The organism is Winogradskyella sp. SYSU M77433, assembly GCF_029911945.1.
GTDB lineage: Bacteria > Bacteroidota > Bacteroidia > Flavobacteriales > Flavobacteriaceae > Winogradskyella.
On the sequence record NZ_JARYTG010000009.1, the window covers coordinates 120992 to 139034 of the forward strand.

16 protein-coding genes are annotated in these 18043 nt (G+C 33.8%); 7 read left to right on the plus strand and 9 right to left on the minus strand.

Features of this window, described 5'->3' with window-relative positions; genetic code table 11:
* Positions 1–522, minus strand: a complete 522-nt coding sequence (locus QGM60_RS16520) for a hypothetical protein (protein WP_281141360.1) — start codon at positions 520–522, stop codon at positions 1–3.
* Positions 523–539: 17 nt separating this feature from the next.
* Positions 540–2096: an FMN-binding glutamate synthase family protein gene (locus QGM60_RS16525; RefSeq protein ID WP_281141361.1), complete on the minus strand. Its 1557-nt coding sequence runs from the start codon at positions 2094–2096 to the stop codon at positions 540–542.
* Positions 2097–2145: 49 nt separating this feature from the next.
* Between QGM60_RS16525 and QGM60_RS16530 the strand changes: the two genes are divergently transcribed.
* A complete protein-coding gene (locus QGM60_RS16530) occupies positions 2146–3723 on the plus strand; it encodes a hypothetical protein (RefSeq protein ID WP_281141362.1) in 1578 nt (525 codons plus the stop codon).
* Here QGM60_RS16530 and QGM60_RS16535 read toward each other — a convergent pair.
* Positions 3720–4991 (minus strand): amidohydrolase, encoded by a 1272-nt coding sequence (locus QGM60_RS16535; RefSeq protein WP_281141363.1) that lies wholly within the window; start codon positions 4989–4991, stop codon positions 3720–3722. The genes QGM60_RS16530 and QGM60_RS16535 overlap by 4 nt on opposite strands.
* Before the next feature lie 134 nt (positions 4992–5125).
* Between QGM60_RS16535 and QGM60_RS16540 the strand changes: the two genes are divergently transcribed.
* Complete coding sequence (locus QGM60_RS16540) at positions 5126–7459, plus strand: UvrD-helicase domain-containing protein (protein ID WP_281141364.1); 2334 nt, start codon at positions 5126–5128, stop codon at positions 7457–7459.
* Here the strand turns inward: QGM60_RS16540 and QGM60_RS16545 are convergent, their stop codons facing one another.
* Both QGM60_RS16545 and QGM60_RS16550 read right to left on the minus strand, forming a co-directional pair.
* Positions 7460–8404, minus strand: coding sequence for a hypothetical protein (locus QGM60_RS16545; RefSeq protein ID WP_281141365.1), 945 nt, complete (start codon positions 8402–8404; stop codon positions 7460–7462).
* A complete protein-coding gene (locus QGM60_RS16550) occupies positions 8401–9360 on the minus strand; it encodes an aspartyl protease family protein (RefSeq protein WP_281141366.1) in 960 nt (319 codons plus the stop codon). Before QGM60_RS16550 ends, QGM60_RS16545 begins: the two co-directional genes overlap by 4 nt.
* A 79-nt stretch (positions 9361–9439) precedes the next feature.
* Between QGM60_RS16550 and QGM60_RS16555 the strand changes: the two genes are divergently transcribed.
* The 4 genes from QGM60_RS16555 (at position 9440) to QGM60_RS16570 (ending at position 12767) form a co-directional block, all read left to right on the plus strand.
* On the plus strand, positions 9440–10060 hold the full coding sequence (locus QGM60_RS16555) for an L-threonylcarbamoyladenylate synthase (RefSeq protein WP_281141367.1): 621 nt from the start codon (positions 9440–9442) through the stop codon (positions 10058–10060).
* A gap of 126 nt (positions 10061–10186) precedes the next feature.
* The gene (locus QGM60_RS16560; RefSeq protein ID WP_281141368.1) at positions 10187–10540 is read left to right on the plus strand and encodes a hypothetical protein; all 354 of its coding nucleotides are present in this window, start codon (positions 10187–10189) and stop codon (positions 10538–10540) included.
* 62 nt (positions 10541–10602) lie between these two features.
* Complete coding sequence (locus QGM60_RS16565) at positions 10603–11625, plus strand: hypothetical protein (protein ID WP_281141369.1); 1023 nt, start codon at positions 10603–10605, stop codon at positions 11623–11625.
* A gap of 8 nt (positions 11626–11633) precedes the next feature.
* Positions 11634–12767, plus strand: coding sequence for an ATP-grasp domain-containing protein (locus tag QGM60_RS16570; RefSeq protein WP_281141370.1), 1134 nt, complete (start codon positions 11634–11636; stop codon positions 12765–12767).
* Here QGM60_RS16570 and QGM60_RS16575 read toward each other — a convergent pair.
* On the minus strand, positions 12759–13976 hold the full coding sequence (locus QGM60_RS16575; RefSeq protein WP_281141371.1) for a multidrug effflux MFS transporter: 1218 nt from the start codon (positions 13974–13976) through the stop codon (positions 12759–12761). The two genes, QGM60_RS16570 and QGM60_RS16575, sit on opposite strands and share 9 nt — an antisense overlap.
* A gap of 83 nt (positions 13977–14059) precedes the next feature.
* Here QGM60_RS16575 and QGM60_RS16580 point away from each other — a divergent pair, with 83 nt between their 5' ends.
* Positions 14060–14506 (plus strand): DinB family protein, encoded by a 447-nt coding sequence (locus QGM60_RS16580; RefSeq protein WP_281141372.1) that lies wholly within the window; start codon positions 14060–14062, stop codon positions 14504–14506.
* Here QGM60_RS16580 and QGM60_RS16585 read toward each other — a convergent pair.
* The 3 genes from QGM60_RS16585 to QGM60_RS16595 are packed head-to-tail and all read right to left on the minus strand — an operon-like array spanning position 14503 to position 17982.
* Entirely contained in the window at positions 14503–16044 is a 1542-nt protein-coding gene (locus QGM60_RS16585) for an acyl-CoA carboxylase subunit beta (protein WP_281141373.1), read from the minus strand. The two genes, QGM60_RS16580 and QGM60_RS16585, sit on opposite strands and share 4 nt — an antisense overlap.
* An 8-nt stretch (positions 16045–16052) precedes the next feature.
* Positions 16053–17495 (minus strand): acetyl-CoA carboxylase biotin carboxylase subunit, encoded by a 1443-nt coding sequence (gene accC / locus QGM60_RS16590; RefSeq protein WP_281141374.1) that lies wholly within the window; start codon positions 17493–17495, stop codon positions 16053–16055.
* Between the two features lies 1 nt (position 17496).
* A complete protein-coding gene (locus QGM60_RS16595; RefSeq protein WP_281141425.1) occupies positions 17497–17982 on the minus strand; it encodes an acetyl-CoA carboxylase biotin carboxyl carrier protein subunit in 486 nt (161 codons plus the stop codon).
* Positions 17983–18043 lie beyond the last annotated feature (61 nt).

Here is an 18043-nt window from a genome sequence, read left to right on the forward strand (position 1 = left end):
TTATAAAAGTTGACTCACTTCTTGTCTAATGTATGATAAGCCTGTGTTACTTGGTGCTTGTTTATCCATAAGATCTGTCAAAATAACTTCTCTAAGCTTATCTGCAGAATCTGTTTTTTCTTGCATGTTAGCTTTTCTAATAAGCTGTATAGTAGCATTTTTTGAAGCTGTAATAACACTCCAACATTCATCAGTAACATAGATTTGTTGTGATAAATTATGGTTAAATTCTTGTTCTATATTTGCAATAAGTAAGGCTTCGTAATCTTCTTTATTTGAGGAGGTTGGGTTAACTCTGGTAATTAGTTTTGTAGGCGATATTCTTTCAAGAAATAAAGTCATTCTTTCATAGGCTTGAAGTCTAACAGGTAAGCTTTCTTTTTTTAAATCTTTTTGAATAAGAAAACGTCTTCTACGTTGTTCGTTATCTACAAATTGTTTAAAGAAAAATATCGCAATAGCAGCAACTAAAACTGCAGGTAAAAGATTAATTAATACGTCTGTGATTTGATCGATGTCCATTATTAATGTTTAGTTTTTTATTTTTTGTGACCGCCAAGATACTGACAATCCTTTAAATCTTGCATAGATGTAAACGGAACTTTTGTTTTATGGTACATGTAAGTACTGCTCAAATCTTTAGCTAAGTTATGGTCGTCTACATTCACTTCAATATCATCCATTGTAAATTGGCAAGGATGTTCGTAGCCAGCCGCATGGGTGATTTCAATAAACTCCTTTCTGAAGGTTTTAAAATACTGTGCTAAACGTTCAGATTTTAGAGGAACATCAATACCGCGTTGTAGCCATTTGTTTTGTGTAGCTACACCAGCAGGACAACGATTGGTGTGGCAAACCTGCGCTTGTATACAACCAATACTCATCATAGCTTCACGTGCCACGTTAATACAATCTACACCCATAGCAAAGGCCATAGCGGCTTTGGCAGGGAAACCAAGCTTTCCACTTCCTATAAAAACAATACGTTCTGTTAGGTCTTTTTCTTTGAATAACTTATATAAATCTCCAAAACCATAGACCCAAGGTAAAGATACGTGATCAGCAAAACTAGGTGGAGCAGCGCCAGTTCCACCTTCACCACCATCTACAGTAATAAAGTCTGGACCTTTATTGGTCTTTAGCATAATATTAGCAAGCTCTTCCCATTGGCCCAATTTACCAATAGCAGCTTTTATACCAACAGGTAAGCCTGTTTTTTCTGCAATTTCTTCAATAAAATCAACCATTTCTTGTACTGTTGAAAAAGCTGAATGGTTAGGTGGAGATAAGACGTCTTTACCAATTTCAACATGTCTGATTTTAGCTAACTCTTCCGTGATTTTTGCACCAGGCAAAACACCACCTTTTCCAGGTTTAGCACCTTGAGATAATTTAATTTCAATAGCTCTTACAAAAGGATTATCCTCAACAAGTTTTACCAACTTATCCATGGAAAAATTCCCGTTTTCATCTCTAACACCAAAATATCCTGTCCCGAAGTGAAATACAACATCTCCACCATTACTGTGGTAAGGAGAAAGTCCTCCTTCACCTGTATTATGGTAGGCGTCAGCGATTTTCACTCCTTTGTTTAGAGATTCAATAGCTCTTGCGGATAACGACCCAAAACTCATAGCAGAGACATTAATTACAGAGCCTGGTCTGTATGGTTTTCTTCGCTTATTGTAAGCACCCATGACCTTTGCGCATGGTAAAAAGTATTTATCTAAAGTATTTGGATGATTTTCACCTGTTTTATAAGGAAACATCGCATTATTGACAAAGATGTGTTGGTGTGCGTAGATGTCTCTGTCGGTTCCGAAGCCTTCATAATTATTTTCGTTTTTTGAAGACGCATACACCCAACCACGCTCAATTCTATTAAAAGGAAGTTCTTCTCTGTTATTTGCGACTAAATACTGGCGTAATTCTGGACCAATACTTTCTAGCCAATATCTAATATGACCTACTAATGGGAAATTATGAACTATGGTATGTTTTCTTTGAGTAATATCTCTTAGGAAAATTATTACCAGCACAATCAGAATCCAAGCCCACCAAGGAATATCTGAAATAAAGTCTAAAAATGAATCCATATACTTAATTTGAAGTAAAGATATTTCAAAAATTATTGTTCCCAAAACAATGAAACTTTATCTTTATGAAATGAAGTCTAGAAATAAAAAAATCCTTGGAGTCGCAATAGCCATAGTGTTTTTGGTGGTTGTATTACCTTTTATTTTAAATATTGTTATTGAAAGAAAAATCATCAATAAACTAAAGGAATTGCCAGAACATATTCTTTTTCAGCACACTGCTATTGAAGCTGATGTGTTTTCTGGAGATTTAAGATTGTTTTCACCATACATTTTAATTAAAGGAAAAACTACAGATACCATTTTGTTTGATGCTGATTTTCAAGATATTTATATTAAGGATTTGGGCTATTGGGATTATTTGGTTAATGATAAAATTTCTTTAGATGCTATTATTTTAGACCAACCAGTGATAAAATATCGTCATAATTCTAAAGTAAAGAATAAAAGCTATAACCAAGGACTTCTAAAAAATCTTGAAACCGAAATCGCTGTTGGTAAGATAGCGGTTAATAATGCAGATATCTTAATGGTTGATGTTGAAAAAGATTCTACCATATTAGCAGTTTCAGATTTCAATTTTAATATGCATGAAATTAACCTTTATCCTAATAAAACTTCAAAATTGGAGTATAAAAACTTTGGTGTTGGAGGTGAAAATCTAAAATGGGTACTGAATGCTTATGATGATTTGTATGTAAGCAATTTTAAAATTGCAGAAGACAATGCAAGTTTTAATGATTTAAAGTTGGAGACGAGAATGTCTAAAGATTCGTTATCTAAAATTTTGAAGGAAGAACGAGACCATTTTAAAATCCAGATTCAAAACCTCGATTTATATAACATGAGTTTCGGATTTGAAAAAGACAACAGTTTTTTCTTTAAATCCGAAAAAACGTTAATCAACTCACCTTTGGCTGAAATTTACAGAGATAAATTGGTGCCAGATGATTTTACCCAAAAACCACTTTATAGTAAAATGCTTAGGGATTTAAACTTTGATTTGGCATTAAATACAATTGAAATTAAAAATGGGACTTTAAAATATTTTGAAAAAGTGAATGCTTCCGATCCTGCAGGAGAGTTAGATTTTTCGAGTTTGAATGCAAACATCAAGAACGTTGGAAATGTATTTGGAAATGACGATACCCAAATAAATATAGGCGCTGTATTTATGGAAGGGCCACAACTAGATGTTGATTGGAACTTTAAAGTACAAGATTCTACAGATGCTTTTACTTTTAAAGCAGAACTGAATCAATTTAGTGCAGATAAAATGAATCAATTTATAGAGCCAGATTTAAAAGTAAGGTTAGAAGGCGTGTTAGATAAAACCTATTTTTCGGTTTATGGTAATGAAAATATAGGAAACACTGATTTAAGAATTAAGTATGATGATTTTAAAATCTCGGTTTTAAAAGATAATGGTAGAGAAAAGAAAAAGTTACTATCAGGTTTAATAAACTTATTTGTTTCCAAAGATAGCAATGATAAAGAAGATCATTTTAGATACGGAAAAGGCAACAATATTGAGCGTGACAAAACGAAATCGGTATTTAATTTTATTTGGCTAAATATCAAAGGAGGTTTGCTCTCAGCAATGACAGGAGATGGTGAAAAGGATTAATGATTGTTTAAATAATCTAATGTCATTTGCGTAAACGCTTTTACACCTAGTAACATTCCCTTGTCATCAATTTTGAAATCTGGTGTGTGATGAGGAAACGCTTCGGTTGTTCCTGGTTCCATACCTCCTAAAAAGAAGTAAACTCCAGGAACCACTTCTTGGAAGTATGAAAAGTCCTCTCCGCCTGTCACTGCTTTCGTAATTTGTACGTTGTCTTCGCCAGCAACTTTTTGTAAAGATGGTAAAACCTTAGCAGTCAATTCAGGATCGTTGTAGGTTATTGAGGTGTTATTTTGAAAAGTGATTGTTGCCTCGCCACCATAAGCTTTGGCAATGGTTTCTGTCATTTCGGTCATTCGTTTTATAATCAATTCACGCATTTTAGGATCTAGCGTACGAACAGTTCCTATCATTTCAGCAGATTCAGGAATAATATTAAATCGTGTTCCAGAAGTTATTTTACCAACTGTAATTACTGCTGCCTCATCGGTCAATTTAGATTCACGACTAATAATCGTTTGCAGTCCATCAATAATTTTTGCTGAAATAAGAATTGGGTCAACACCAGACCAAGGCTGTGAGCCATGAGATTGTTTGCCTTTTACATCAATAACAAAGCGTTCTACAGAAGCCATTATACCACCAGCTTTATATTTAATGGTGCCAACAGGTGTTTCTGAATTAATGTGTAATCCAAAGATGGCATCAACTTTTGGGTTTTCTAAAACTCCTTCTTTTATCATAAGTTTAGCACCACCTTCTTCGCCGGGAGGCGGACCTTCTTCTGCAGGTTGAAAAATGAATTTAATAGTTCCGTTAATTTTATCTTTGTGTTTAGAAAGCACTTCGGCTGTAGCCATTAAAATGGATATGTGTGTATCGTGTCCACAAGCATGCATAACTCCTGTTTCTGTGCCTAAAAATGTTGTTTTTACTTCAGATTTATAGGGTAAATCATTACGTTCGGTAACAGGTAATGCATCAATATCAGCTCGTATTGCTACTACTTTTCCTGGGTTATCACCTTTTAATAGTCCTACAACTCCAGTTTTTGCAACATTGGTTTTTACTTCCAGTCCAAGTGATTTTAAATGTTCGGCTATTTTCTTAGCGGTATTTGTTTCGTGGTTAGATAATTCAGGGTTTTGATGAAAGTAATGCCTCCACTCAATCATTTTTTCTTCAATGTTTTCGATATCTTTTTCAATCGAGTTTTGGGAAAATGAGAGTGCAGAAACAAATAAAAAGAGGATGGTTAAGGCTTTCATAAAGTTGAATTTTGTACTAAGATATTGAAAAAAGGTCAAAACTTGAGTCTTAATATATTGTTTATAATTAATGGTAAATCTCTATGGAAAAACCTAAGGCTATGTGTAATTTTACCCTTTGAAAAAATGTAGCCTTGGAAAAATATCTCAGTCAACTAAACGACGCACAATTAGCACCAACAATTCAGAAAGATGGCCCAATGATAATCATTGCAGGTGCTGGTTCTGGTAAAACACGAGTGTTAACCTTTCGTATTGCTTATTTGATGAGTCAAGGTGTAGATGCTTTTAATATTTTAGCACTAACCTTTACCAATAAGGCTGCCAAAGAAATGAAAGGCAGAATTGCAGATATTGTAGGTGACGGTGAAGCTAGAAACTTATGGATGGGAACTTTTCATTCGGTTTTTGCAAAAATTCTACGTTTTGAAGGGCATCATTTAGGTTTCCCAAGTAATTTCACTATTTATGACACTCAAGATTCTCAGAAGCTTTTGGGTTCCATAATTAAGGAAATGGGACTAGATAAGGATGTTTATAAGACCAAGCAGGTTTATAGCAGAATTTCTTCTTATAAAAACAGTCTTATTACGGTAAAGGCTTATTTCAGAAATCCTGAATTAATGGAGGCTGATGCTATGGCTAGACGTCCTAAAATGGGTGAGATTTACAAAGAGTATGTGGATAGATGCTTTAAGGCTGGAGCGATGGATTTTGATGACTTATTGCTTAGAACTAATGAGTTGCTAACGCGTTTTCCAGCTGTTTTGGCTCAATATCAAGATCGTTTTAGATATATTTTGGTTGATGAGTATCAAGATACTAACCATTCGCAATATCTTATTGTAAGAGCTTTGGCAGATCGTTTTCAGAATATATGTGTAGTGGGTGACGATGCGCAGAGTATTTATGCGTTCCGTGGTGCGAATATCAATAATATTCTAAACTTCCAGAAGGATTATGATGGTGTAAAGATGTACCGTTTAGAGCAGAATTACCGTTCTACAAAAATGATTGTAGGAGCTGCAAATTCGGTTATTGAACACAATAAAACCAAACTCGATAAAATTGTTTGGACGGCAAATGAAGAAGGCGAAAAAGTAAAAGTGCATCGTTCTATGACTGATGCTGACGAAGGACGTTATGTAGCAAGTACTATTTGGGAAACCAAAATGAACGAGCAATTGCATAACAGTGATTTTGCTGTTTTGTATCGTACTAATGCGCAGTCTCGTGCTATTGAAGATGCTTTAAGAAAACGAGACATTCCTTACAGAATTTATGGTGGTTTATCTTTCTATCAGCGAAAGGAAATAAAGGACGTTACAGCTTATTTACGACTGATATTAAATCCTGCTGACGAAGAAGCCTTAAAACGAATTATAAATTATCCTGCTAGAGGCATTGGCCAAACTACTGTAGACAGATTAGTGGTGGCAGCCAATGGTTATGGTAAAAGTATTTTTGAGGTTATTCAAAATATTGACAGTTTAGATGTTAATGTCAATGGAGGTACAAAAAATAAACTAAGAGACTTTGTAACGCTTATTGAAAGCTACCAAGTAATGAATAAAACCTCTAATGCGTTTGATTTAGCAGAACATGTTGCTAAAACTAGTGGTTTAATTAGAGAGTTGGGCAAAGACGGTACGCCAGAAGGTGTGACCAAGATGGATAACGTTCAAGAATTACTTAACGGTATCAAAGATTTTGTTGAAGGACAAATTGAAGTTGCTGATACTACAGGATCTTTAGCAGAGTTTTTAGAAGATGTGGCTTTAGCTACTGATTTAGATGGTGATAAAGGTGATCCAGATCATGTGGCGTTAATGACCATTCACTTAGCAAAAGGATTGGAGTTTAATAATGTGTTTATTGTTGGTATGGAAGAAGATTTATTTCCGAGTGCCATGAGTATGAACACACGAAGCGAACTAGAAGAAGAGCGTCGCCTGTTCTATGTGGCTTTAACCAGAGCAGAAAAGCAAGCGTATTTAACCTATACCGTTTCGCGTTACCGTTGGGGAAAACTTATTGATGCAGAGCCTAGCCGATTTATAGAAGAAATTGATGATGAGTATGTAGATATTGAAACTCCTTTAAAAGAGCAACGTTTCAATCCGATGTTGGATGCTTCAATTTTTGGTGATGTAGAACCTAATAAAGTACGTTTTGCTAAACCAAAATCACCTAAGTTTCAGAAAAAGGATACTCAAAAGAAAGCTGAAAACTTTAAAATCAGCACTCCAAAAAAACTCAAGAAAGTAACTGAGAGCAATGGTGGTACTTCAAATTTATTTGATAGTAAACTTACAGTTGGAAATATTGTAAACCATCAACGTTTTGGTAGAGGAGAGGTTATAAAAATTGAAGGTGCAGGAGGAGATGTGAAAGCAGAAATCAAATTTCAGAATGGAGATACTAAGAAGTTACTATTACGTTTCGCAAAGCTTGAAGTTATAAGCTAACTACTTCACCATACAAACCGAATTTATATTGCCTTCGTCATCATATTCCTTAACGGTGTTAATAGGGTCGGTAATCCATTCGCCATCAACAATAAACTTGTAATGGTGTTTTCCACCAGATAATCTTTGGTTATAAATCCAACAGCCATCTACTTTTTGCATTTCAAATTCGTGTTCTGACCAATTATTGAAATCACCACTTAGGATTACGATTTCTGCATCTTGATAATCACAAAGCCGGAATTTTACATTTTTTTGAACGTCAATAACCGAATTATAACCACCAAACTCATTTTCTGTTTTTGAAGGATTTTGTGGGTCGGTTAACCAAAAATTGCCATCAATGATAAATTTATATTGGTAAATATCTGGTCGTAATTGTAATGTTACCTTCCAGCCGTCTTCGGTACGTTTCATTTTAAAACCTGTTTCATCCCAACGGTTAAAAGTGCCACTTAGAATTACTTTTTTTGCATTTTCATAACCTTTAAGTCTAAAGGTAATATTACCATAATCTGTAGCAAAAGCACTGTAGAGTTTTAGGTTGTATACGCCATAATACCAACCTTGGTCAGACATAGCGTCGGTAGCATTTTTGAAATCGCTAGTAGGTTCTGCCCAATGTTCGCTGTTAACGATGAATTTAAACTCCCAATCAAAATCGGTGGTAAAATCAGATAAATCTTTTTTCAGCGTGTAAAGGGTGTCATTAAGTTTGGTCATTCTCCATTGATCTTTTGCCCAATTGTTGAATTCACCAGAAACGAAAACATCATCGACCGAATCACCATTGTTTTCTATGTTTGGATAATCTTTTAGATTGAAAATAAAAGTAACTTCTTCACCTTTGATATCATATCCTTTCTTGGTTTTGCTTTGTGAAAAGGAGCTTAATGAAATGATGAAGATAAATAGGAATAAACTATATTTTTGTTGGGTTTTCAAGGTTTTATAATAGGACTCTTTATAAAATAAAGTTTCCTTTTTTTGTAATTGATTATCGTTCTTTTTTGAGCGAAAAATTCAAAACCTAAAATGCCGTCGAGTTTAGTGCTAAATGCACTTTTCATATGTTTTAAGTCAGTAAGCACAGTTTTCATCGGACCAAGATAGATTGAATCGTTCAAACTAACTCTATACAATTTCCCTGCCAAAACTTTCTTCTTTTTACCGCTAGCACCAGTAAGTTTTAATTCTCTGCTAGGATAAAAATACTCCAAAATTTCTGAATCTATGTCTTTATTAATCTGATTATATTCAGCCGCAGTGTCTATACCAAACTTTACTTTTTGGTCTCCAACATAAGCGTCAACGACGATGGTATGCTGTTTTAATTTAAAATCAATACTATCTTGAATGGTTTCTGCATATACCTTATCACTTAAATGATTCCCTTTTTTATCGGTTCTTGTTAAGGTGATTTGATTAAGGTGCATATCTATGAATACTTCAAAATCTTTTAAAACACTGTAGCCTATAATACCCAAAAGTTCAATTTTTTTAACCTTTTCAAAATGAGAAAGGTCAATGACATCTGCATTGAGTTGTTCAAGGTTTAGGTTGTGAATTCTGAGTTCTTCAAGATATTTTTCCTTTACATTTTCTAAGCTTCCATGAACTCCATTGGTTTCTTTACCACTGTCTAAATATTTTTTAGGAGCTTTAAAATGAACATTATTTAATATTAAAGTTTCAGAACCAGTATCAATGATAAAGTTGCCTGATTTGTCTAAGATTTCAACTTCAACAATAATGAGTTGATCTATAACCTTAAAAGGGATACGAGTTGTGGTGTTGTTAACAAACTCGGCCTGAGTAAAAACTATTGGAGGTGTATATTCCGTAGCAAAAAGTTTTGCCGATAATAATAAAAGGATGATTATTTTGATTGATTGATGCATATAATATAGACTGTAATTTAGCTAAAATGTTACAGAAATTTATTGTTTTAACATTTAAAAAATAGATTATCTTTACTTTATGGCAGAGTTTATAAAGATATATCCTGAAAACCCTAACCCAAGGGAAATACAAAAGGTTATAAAAGTCCTTAAAGAAGGTGGTTTGGTCATTTATCCTACCGATACCGTTTATGGGTTGGGTTGTGATATCACTAATCTAAAAGCTCTTGAAAAAATAGCAAGAATAAAAGGAGTTAAGCTGGAAAAATCCAACTTCTCTTTTGTTTGCGAAGATTTAAGTAACCTTAGTGATTACGTAAAACAGATAGATACGACAACTTTTAAAATACTTAAGCGTGCCTTACCTGGTCCATATACTTTTATTCTTCCTGGATCTAAAAGCCTACCAAATCCATTCAAAAAAAGAAAGACAGTTGGTATAAGAGTGCCAGACAATGCCATTACCTTAGCTTTAGTATCTGCTTTAGGAAACCCAATTGTTTCAACTTCTATTAGAGATGATGATGATGTTATAGAATACACCACTGATCCTGAGTTGATTTTAGAAAAATGGGATAACCTTGTAGATATTGTTATCGATGGTGGTTACGGTGGAAATGAAGCCTCTACAATAATTGATTTATCTGAAGATCAGCCAACAGTTGTAAGAGAAGGGAAAGGCTCTTTAGAGATTTTTTAATTAGTATCTTATTGTTCTGAATTTCAAACGGTTATTTTGTAGAGTATTTTGTCTTTTGGTCTAAGAGATTGTTGTTTTTGAATCGTTTTTGTCAAATTTAGACTCACAAACAAACTGCTACCTATTTTGATTAAATCTACTAAGTTTTTTAAAGTTATTGGAGTTGTTTTCTTGCTCTTACAAGTGGCGTCAATAATTTATGCGAGATTCATTCCTGAGCGTTTTTTCTGCTGGGCGCCATACGATGAGCATACACATTATTCTATTAATGTGACTATAGATGGTCAAGCACTTTCAAAAAACCAGATAAAACAACGTTATCATTACAGGCCTGAGGGTTGGGAGACTAGAAGTATTGATAATGTTTTTTCAATGGTTCAACAATATGAAGATACATATGGTAAGAACGATCAAGCTAAGGTAGAAATCAGATATAACACTAACGGTAATTCAGAGCAGATATGGCGACCAACAGAGTGATAAATATGCTGCGACGACCTGTTAGTGTATATGGAACATCAATGAGTCCAAGCATTTTATTAATGTGTAAGATTTTTGTGCTTTTACTTGTTGCTCATGGATTTTATAGTAGCATATCAGACCCATACATTCCATTCTTAGAAGGGTTAAATAATCTTAATGAATATCCTAGATTTTTTGAGATTACATTAAAATCGTTATTTGTAATAGCTGGTCTTTCCTTGATTTTTAACTTCAAAGTTAGGTTGAGTGCTATTCTTATTGCTATGACTATCTTCTTAGCCATAATTGCTTCAAAACCATTGTTTAGAAATCATCTGTTTGTTATAGGTTGTATGTTATTTTTATCAGGGCTTTCAGAGAAAAACAAAGCGCCATGGTTGTTATATTTTCAGCTTAGTGTTATCTATTTTGGAGCATTACTAAATAAAATGTGGCAGATAGAATGGTGGAGTGGTCAGTTTATGCATAACTGGTTGTCCGTTGCACTTGAAAACCCTTTGTATAATGCTTGGTTTGACGCAACTCAAAGTTTTGTCTTGGCAAAAATCATGTCTTACTCGGCAATGTTTGTAGAGCTAGTTATTGCTATTGTTTTATTAATTCCAAAGTTTCGTTTTTATGCTATTGCTCTGATATTAGTTTTTCACAGCATTTTATTTTCATTTACTGGTGAAACATTTGGTTATTTTATGGAAGATGTTCTTATTATTTTAATAGCTTTTAGGTCTTGGCCAAAAGATAAATCTGAAGTAAAATATAGTTCGTCTAGTTTCAATGAAATATTTATAACATTCTTTAAGCTGATAGATTTTGACAAACGATTTGTTTTAAAAAGGAGAACTATAAAGCCTGAAATAAATGCAACTATTGATGGAAGAGTGTATAGCGGTAGAAAAGCTATAACATACATGCTTATGAGTACAACAGGGTTTTATATTTTGCTATTATTTTCAGAAATGGGAATACTTTTTCTTTTTGATGGTGTAGCAAAATATATCTGTCTTATGATATTATTTTGGTCATTGATAGGGTTTCTCTCTCCAATTCTATACGAACGTTTAAAGAAAAAAATTAGAAAGTAAAACTATTTATGGGGTTAAAGTCTAAAAATATATCGATATTGATTTCTGATGGTGAGCATCCGCTTTTGACACAAGTGGTTTATTGTTTATCAAAATCTTCAAATATTCGAGTGTATGTGGTGTCTAAAAATGACAAAGTCCCAATGAAACACTCAAGATATATTCATAAGTTTTTTCATGTTCCTGAATTTGAAAATTCTGAAAAGTGGTTTAATCATTTAGACGGAATTATAGAGAAAAATGATATTGATTTAGTTATGCCCATTTCTGAAGATGGGATATTATTTCTTTTAGATCATAAAAATTCTTGGGACAATTTTAATAAAACAACAATTCTAACATCTAGTGAATTTTATAAAAAAGGAATAAATAAAGCTGAGCTAGCTCAGCATATGAAAACCTTTGATATACCATGTCCTTCAACATATATTCTAAAAAATAGTACTATCGCAGATGGTAATATAAAAAGTTTATCTTTTCCATGCATTGTAAAACCAGCTTCAGGTATTAGTGGTGAAGGAATTCATATTTTTAAAGAGCCGTCTGAGTTAAAAGATTTTGTACTCACTACTTCAAAAACATATGTCATCCAAGAATTTATTAATGGATACGATATAGATTGTAGTGTACTTTGTAAAGATGGTCAGATAATAGCAAATACAATTCAAAAAGGATCTGAATATGAGAACCGAAGATTTGCACCACCAATAGGTATTGGGTTTTTATACAATGAAGACCTCTTAGATGTTGTTAAAAAACTCATGAAGTCACTTCAATGGTCTGGATTAGCTCATATAGATCTTAGGTTTGATAGTGATACTAATACATTTAAAGTCATAGAAATAAATGGAAGGTTTTGGGGATCGGTTGATGCCTCTATGCTAGTTGGCGTTAACTTTGCAGACCTTTACATTAGAGTATCTTTAGGAGAAAATGTTGAACAAATAAATTATAAAACTAAGACATATCTTAGCTTAAAAGGACTAGTCAAACATATAAAACGAGCACCTTTAAAGGTGTTTAATTTTTCTTTTCTGAAAAATCAGACACCATTGTTTTTTTCTATAAAAGACCCTTTACCTGTAATTTTAAGATTTGTAAATAGAACTAGAGTGATTTTAGCTCAGCGATTCTCATCTTAATCTTAACTTCAAAACTTTAGAAACAGCATTACTATTTAGGTAAAAGAGTACTAAAGAAATCAATCCGCAAACCAAGAAACCAACAAAAAGAGGTGTTACAGAATCCTTCACAAATCCACCTATATAATTTGCAATAGGAACAGCCATTACGGTGGAAATAAAACCATTTAAAGCAGAACCTATACCAGCAATATGACCAATAGGTTCCATTGCTAAAGCTCTTAGGTTTCCAAAAATAAAGCCTATAGTAAAGAATTGAAGTGCAAAAAAGGTGATCAAAACTTCAATACTTGGGTTATTTCCTGAATGATATAAAATGATAAATACCAGGGAAATGACTAAGAAGCTTAATAATGAAACATGGGCAATATTCCGCATTCCAAATCTCACTACGAGTTGACTATTCATAAAAGTAGATAAACCTATTGAAATTGCTAAGCTTGCAAATATTAGAGGAAACTCTTCGGCTAAATTATATTGATTTTCAAAAATCTGTTGAGATGTACTCAAATACACCATGAAAGAACCTGTGATAAATCCTGAAAGTAAAGTGTATATAACAGCAGATTTTATTCTGAAAAATTCCTGCGTTCCTGTTTTGAAAATAGCTAATCTAAAAGGAATTTTATATTTTTTTCGTAACGTTTCGGGTTGTCTTAGCCAAAACCAAATCATAACTAAGATCCCAAAAATAAGGTTGAAAATAAAAATGGTTTTCCAATCGTAGTGGTTCATTATAAATTGACCTAGTGTTGGGGCAATTACTGGTACAAGGATAAAAACCATTACTACAATCGATAATATTTTTGCCATATAATCTCCTTCGTAAGTATCTCTAACCATAGCAATACTCATGGTTCTTGGTGCAGCAAGTCCTACTCCTTGTAGAAAACGGCCAAGAATCATTATCTCAAAACTTTTTGTAGTCACACATATTATTGAAGCAATAATAAAGATTACAAAACCAACATAGACTACAAATTTTCGTCCCAAACTATCAGAAATAGGTCCAAAAAATAATTGTCCCACACCAATACCCAAAAATATTGTTGTAATAAGTTTAGGAGTATCTAATGGATTTGAAACACTTAAGTGATCTCCAATCATTGGTAAGGCTGGTAAAACAGCATCAATAGAAAGTGCTACTATGGACATTAAAGCAGCCATTAAGACTACAAACTCTAATTGTGATTTTTTTTGGTTTTCCATGGCGCAAAAGTAAGCCAATTATTATCTATTTTTGAGGTGCGACAATACTATAACGCAACATTAACATTCAAATAAACAATAGCATGTTAACAGAAGTTCTATTAAACTTATTCAAACGAGATCTTGAAAAACTAAAAGAAGAGATAAATCTTTATAAAACAGAACCTAACCTTTGGATTCTTGAAGAAGGTATTTCTAATTCTTCAGGTAATTTATGTTTACACTTAGTAGGTAACTTGAATCACTTTATTGGAGAAGGTTTAGGAAACACAGGCTATGTGAGGCAGCGAGAGTTGGAATTTTCATTAAAAGATGTACCTAAATCTCAACTCATAGCTCAAGTAGATGATACTATTGCTATGGTTGAGGAAGTGTTAGGTAAACTTTCAAATGATGACTTGCAAAAGGAATATAGACATAGAGTTTTTGGTGAACCTATGACTACAGAATATTTCTTAGTACATCTTACAATGCATTTAGCCTATCATTTAGGTCAAATTAATTATCACAGAAGATTGTTAGATAATTAAAGCGGAATATTCCCATGCTTTCGCTTAGGTTTATTAACCGTCTTATTTTCTAACATACTAAATGCCTTTATAAGTTTTCTACGTGTATTTTTAGGTAGAATAACTTCGTCTACAAAACCACGTTCAGCAGCACTATATGGATTAGCAAAAAGTTCAGCATACTCTGCTTCCTTTTCTTTCCATTTAGCCTCTTTATCTTCAGCTTTGCTTATTTCTCTTCTAAATATAATTTCAGCCGCACCCTTAGCACCCATAACTGCAATTTCAGCATTTGGCCAAGCAAAGTTCATGTCGGCTCCAATGTGCTTAGAGTTCATTACATCATAAGCGCCACCATAAGCTTTTCTGGTAATAACAGTTACTCTAGGAACTGTAGCTTCGCTGAAAGCATAGAGTAATTTAGCACCATGAACAATAATACCGTTCCATTCTTGATCTGTTCCAGGTAAGAAACCAGGGACATCTTCTAGTACCAGTAAAGGGATGTTGAAAGCGTCACAAAAACGAACAAAGCGTGCTGCTTTTTTAGAACTATTTACATCCAAAACACCAGCTAAAAACATGGGCTGATTAGCAACAATACCAATAGATTTACCACCAAGTCTCGCAAAACCTACAATAATATTTTCTGCATGATCTTTATGGATTTCATAGAAAGAATCTTTATCAATAATCCCTTCTATAACCTGATGCATATCATAAGGCTTGTTTGGGTTTTCTGGAACAATATCTGCTAAACCGTCTCTAATTTCATCTTGAAAATCATAGGCTATATCTTGTGGTTTTTCTCGATTACTTTGTGGTAGGTAGCCTAATAGTTTTTTAATGTCTTCAAGACACTCAACATCATTTGTAGAAGTTTTGTGAGCTACACCAGACTTTGTAGAATGTACACTGGCACCACCGAGTTCTTCACTTGTTACTTCTTCATTTGTTACTGTTTTAACAACATTCGGACCTGTAACAAACATATAGCTTGTGTCTTGTACCATAACTGTAAAATCTGTCATTGCAGGTGAGTATACAGCACCACCAGCACAAGGTCCCATGATAGCCGAAATCTGAGGAATCACTCCAGAAGCCTGAACATTTCTATAAAAAATATCAGCATAGCCACCTAAAGAACGAACACCTTCTTGAATACGAGCTCCACCAGAGTCGTTAAGCCCAACAATTGGTGCGCCAACATTAACAGCCATGTCCATAATTTTACAAATTTTCTCAGCGTGTGTTTCAGATAGAGAACCACCAAAAACCGTAAAATCTTGAGCAAAAACATATACTAATCGTCCATCTACAGTACCATAACCAGTAACAACACCATCTCCGTAGAACTTTTGATCAGCCATTCCGAAGTCTTTAGTTCTGTGTGTTACCAAAGCTCCTATTTCTTCGAACGAGTTTTCATCAAGAAAATATAAAACACGTTCTCTAGCTGTTAGTTTTTTCTTTTCGTGTTGCTTATCTATTCTGGCTTGACCTCCTCCAAGTTTGGATAAGGCAATTTTATCATTAAGTGATTTTATTTTAGTTTCCATAGTTGTTTTTAGTTTGTTGGTAGCCTTAATATTTTTTGGTCTTCTAAAAATTGCTTCAAGGCAATCTTTGCAGCGATTTCAGCTTCTTTTTTATGTTGCTCTTCTAGTAGACTAGGTGAGTAGTACTTTTTCACAAAATGGGTGTCAAAATTTCCGCTTCTAAAAGCATCATGTTCGCAAACAAACCTTCCAAAAGGTAAGGTAGTTTCTACACCTTTTATATGATAATTGTCTATAGCTTTTATCATAAGCTCTATAGCTTCTTCACGAGTATCTCCATAGGTAATCAATTTTGAAAGCATAGGATCGTAATAAATAGGAATATCCATACCTTCTTCAAAACCATTATCAACTCTGATATTTTCACCAACAGGAAGTTGGTAAACTTCCAAATTACCGACGCTTGGTAAGAAATCGTTCATTGGATCTTCTGCATATACGCGAAGTTCTAGCGCGTGACCATTTATTTTTAAATCTTCTTGTTTCATATCAATAGCTTCACCTCTTGCGACTTTAATTTGAAGCTCTACCAAGTCAACACCAGAAACCCATTCTGTTACAGGATGCTCAACTTGAAGTCTGGTGTTCATTTCTAAGAAGTAGAAATTATGATCTCCATCTAGAAGAAACTCAACAGTTCCAGCCCCAAGATAGTCGCAAGATCTAGCTACGTCAATAGCAGCTTGTCCCATACGTTCTCTTAATTCTGGTGATAAAACAGAAGAGGGAGCTTCTTCAACAACTTTTTGATGACGACGTTGTACAGAACATTCACGTTCAAAGAAATGAAGAATATTTCCGTAGCTATCTGCCATCACTTGAATTTCAATATGTCTTGGTGAAGTGACATATTTTTCAACAAAGACAGAACCATCACCAAAAGCAGAAGTAGCTTCACTGATAGCACGTTTCATCTGCTCAACCACATCTTTTTCTTTCTCTACGACACGCATACCTTTTCCACCACCACCTGCAGCAGCTTTTATCAAAATAGGGAAACCAATATTTTTAGCAATTTCCACAGCTTCTTCAGGATCTGTGATGGCATGGTCTACACCTGGAACCATAGGAATATTATAATCTTTAACAGCATCTTTGGCTGCAAGTTTATCTCCCATCATTTTTATGGCTTTAGAACGAGGCCCAATAAAAGTAATGTCGTTTTTCTCTACTAATTCAGCAAAATCTGCATTTTCACTTAAAAATCCATAACCTGGATGTATAGCATCAACACCCAAGTCTTTGGCAACTTCAATAATTTTATCACCTTTGAGATATGACTGATTGGATGGAGCAGGACCGATACAAACGGCTTCATCTGCATATTTTACATGTAGTGCATTTCTATCGGCTTCAGAAAATACCGCTACGGTTTTTATTCCCATCTTTTTTGCGGTTCGCATTACTCTAATGGCGATTTCCCCACGATTGGCAACTAATATTTTTTTCATCTTATTCAAATTCAATTAGCAAAGCGTTTTTTTCAACAGTTTTTCCTTGGTCAATCTTAATGGATTTAATAACACCATCTCTTGGTGAATTAATAACATTTTCCATTTTCATGGCTTCAAGAATTAGAAGCGCATCATCTTCTTTGACCTCTTGACCTTCAGAAACATTAATTTCTAATATGAGTCCAGGCATTGGTGCTTTAATATTATTAACTTTCTTAGAAGCCCCAACCTCAAAACCTAAGGCTAATATTTGCTGATCTAAAGCATCTTGAATGTCTACTTGGTAAGTATTGTTGTTGACTTTTACGGTATACTTCTTACGATTAAAATTAGAATTTAGAATAGAAGCTTTTACGGAAACATTGTTTTGAAGTACATGAAAATTTTTATCAGATACCTCAATACAATCTAGTGCCTCCACATCTTTTTTGTCAACGTCAAATAGATGGGAAGCATTCACTTTTACTTTGTACATAATTGTGATTTTATTTTTGCTAAGTTATTGCGTAATTTTCTTCTAAAATATGAAATAAATCAGCTTAAAT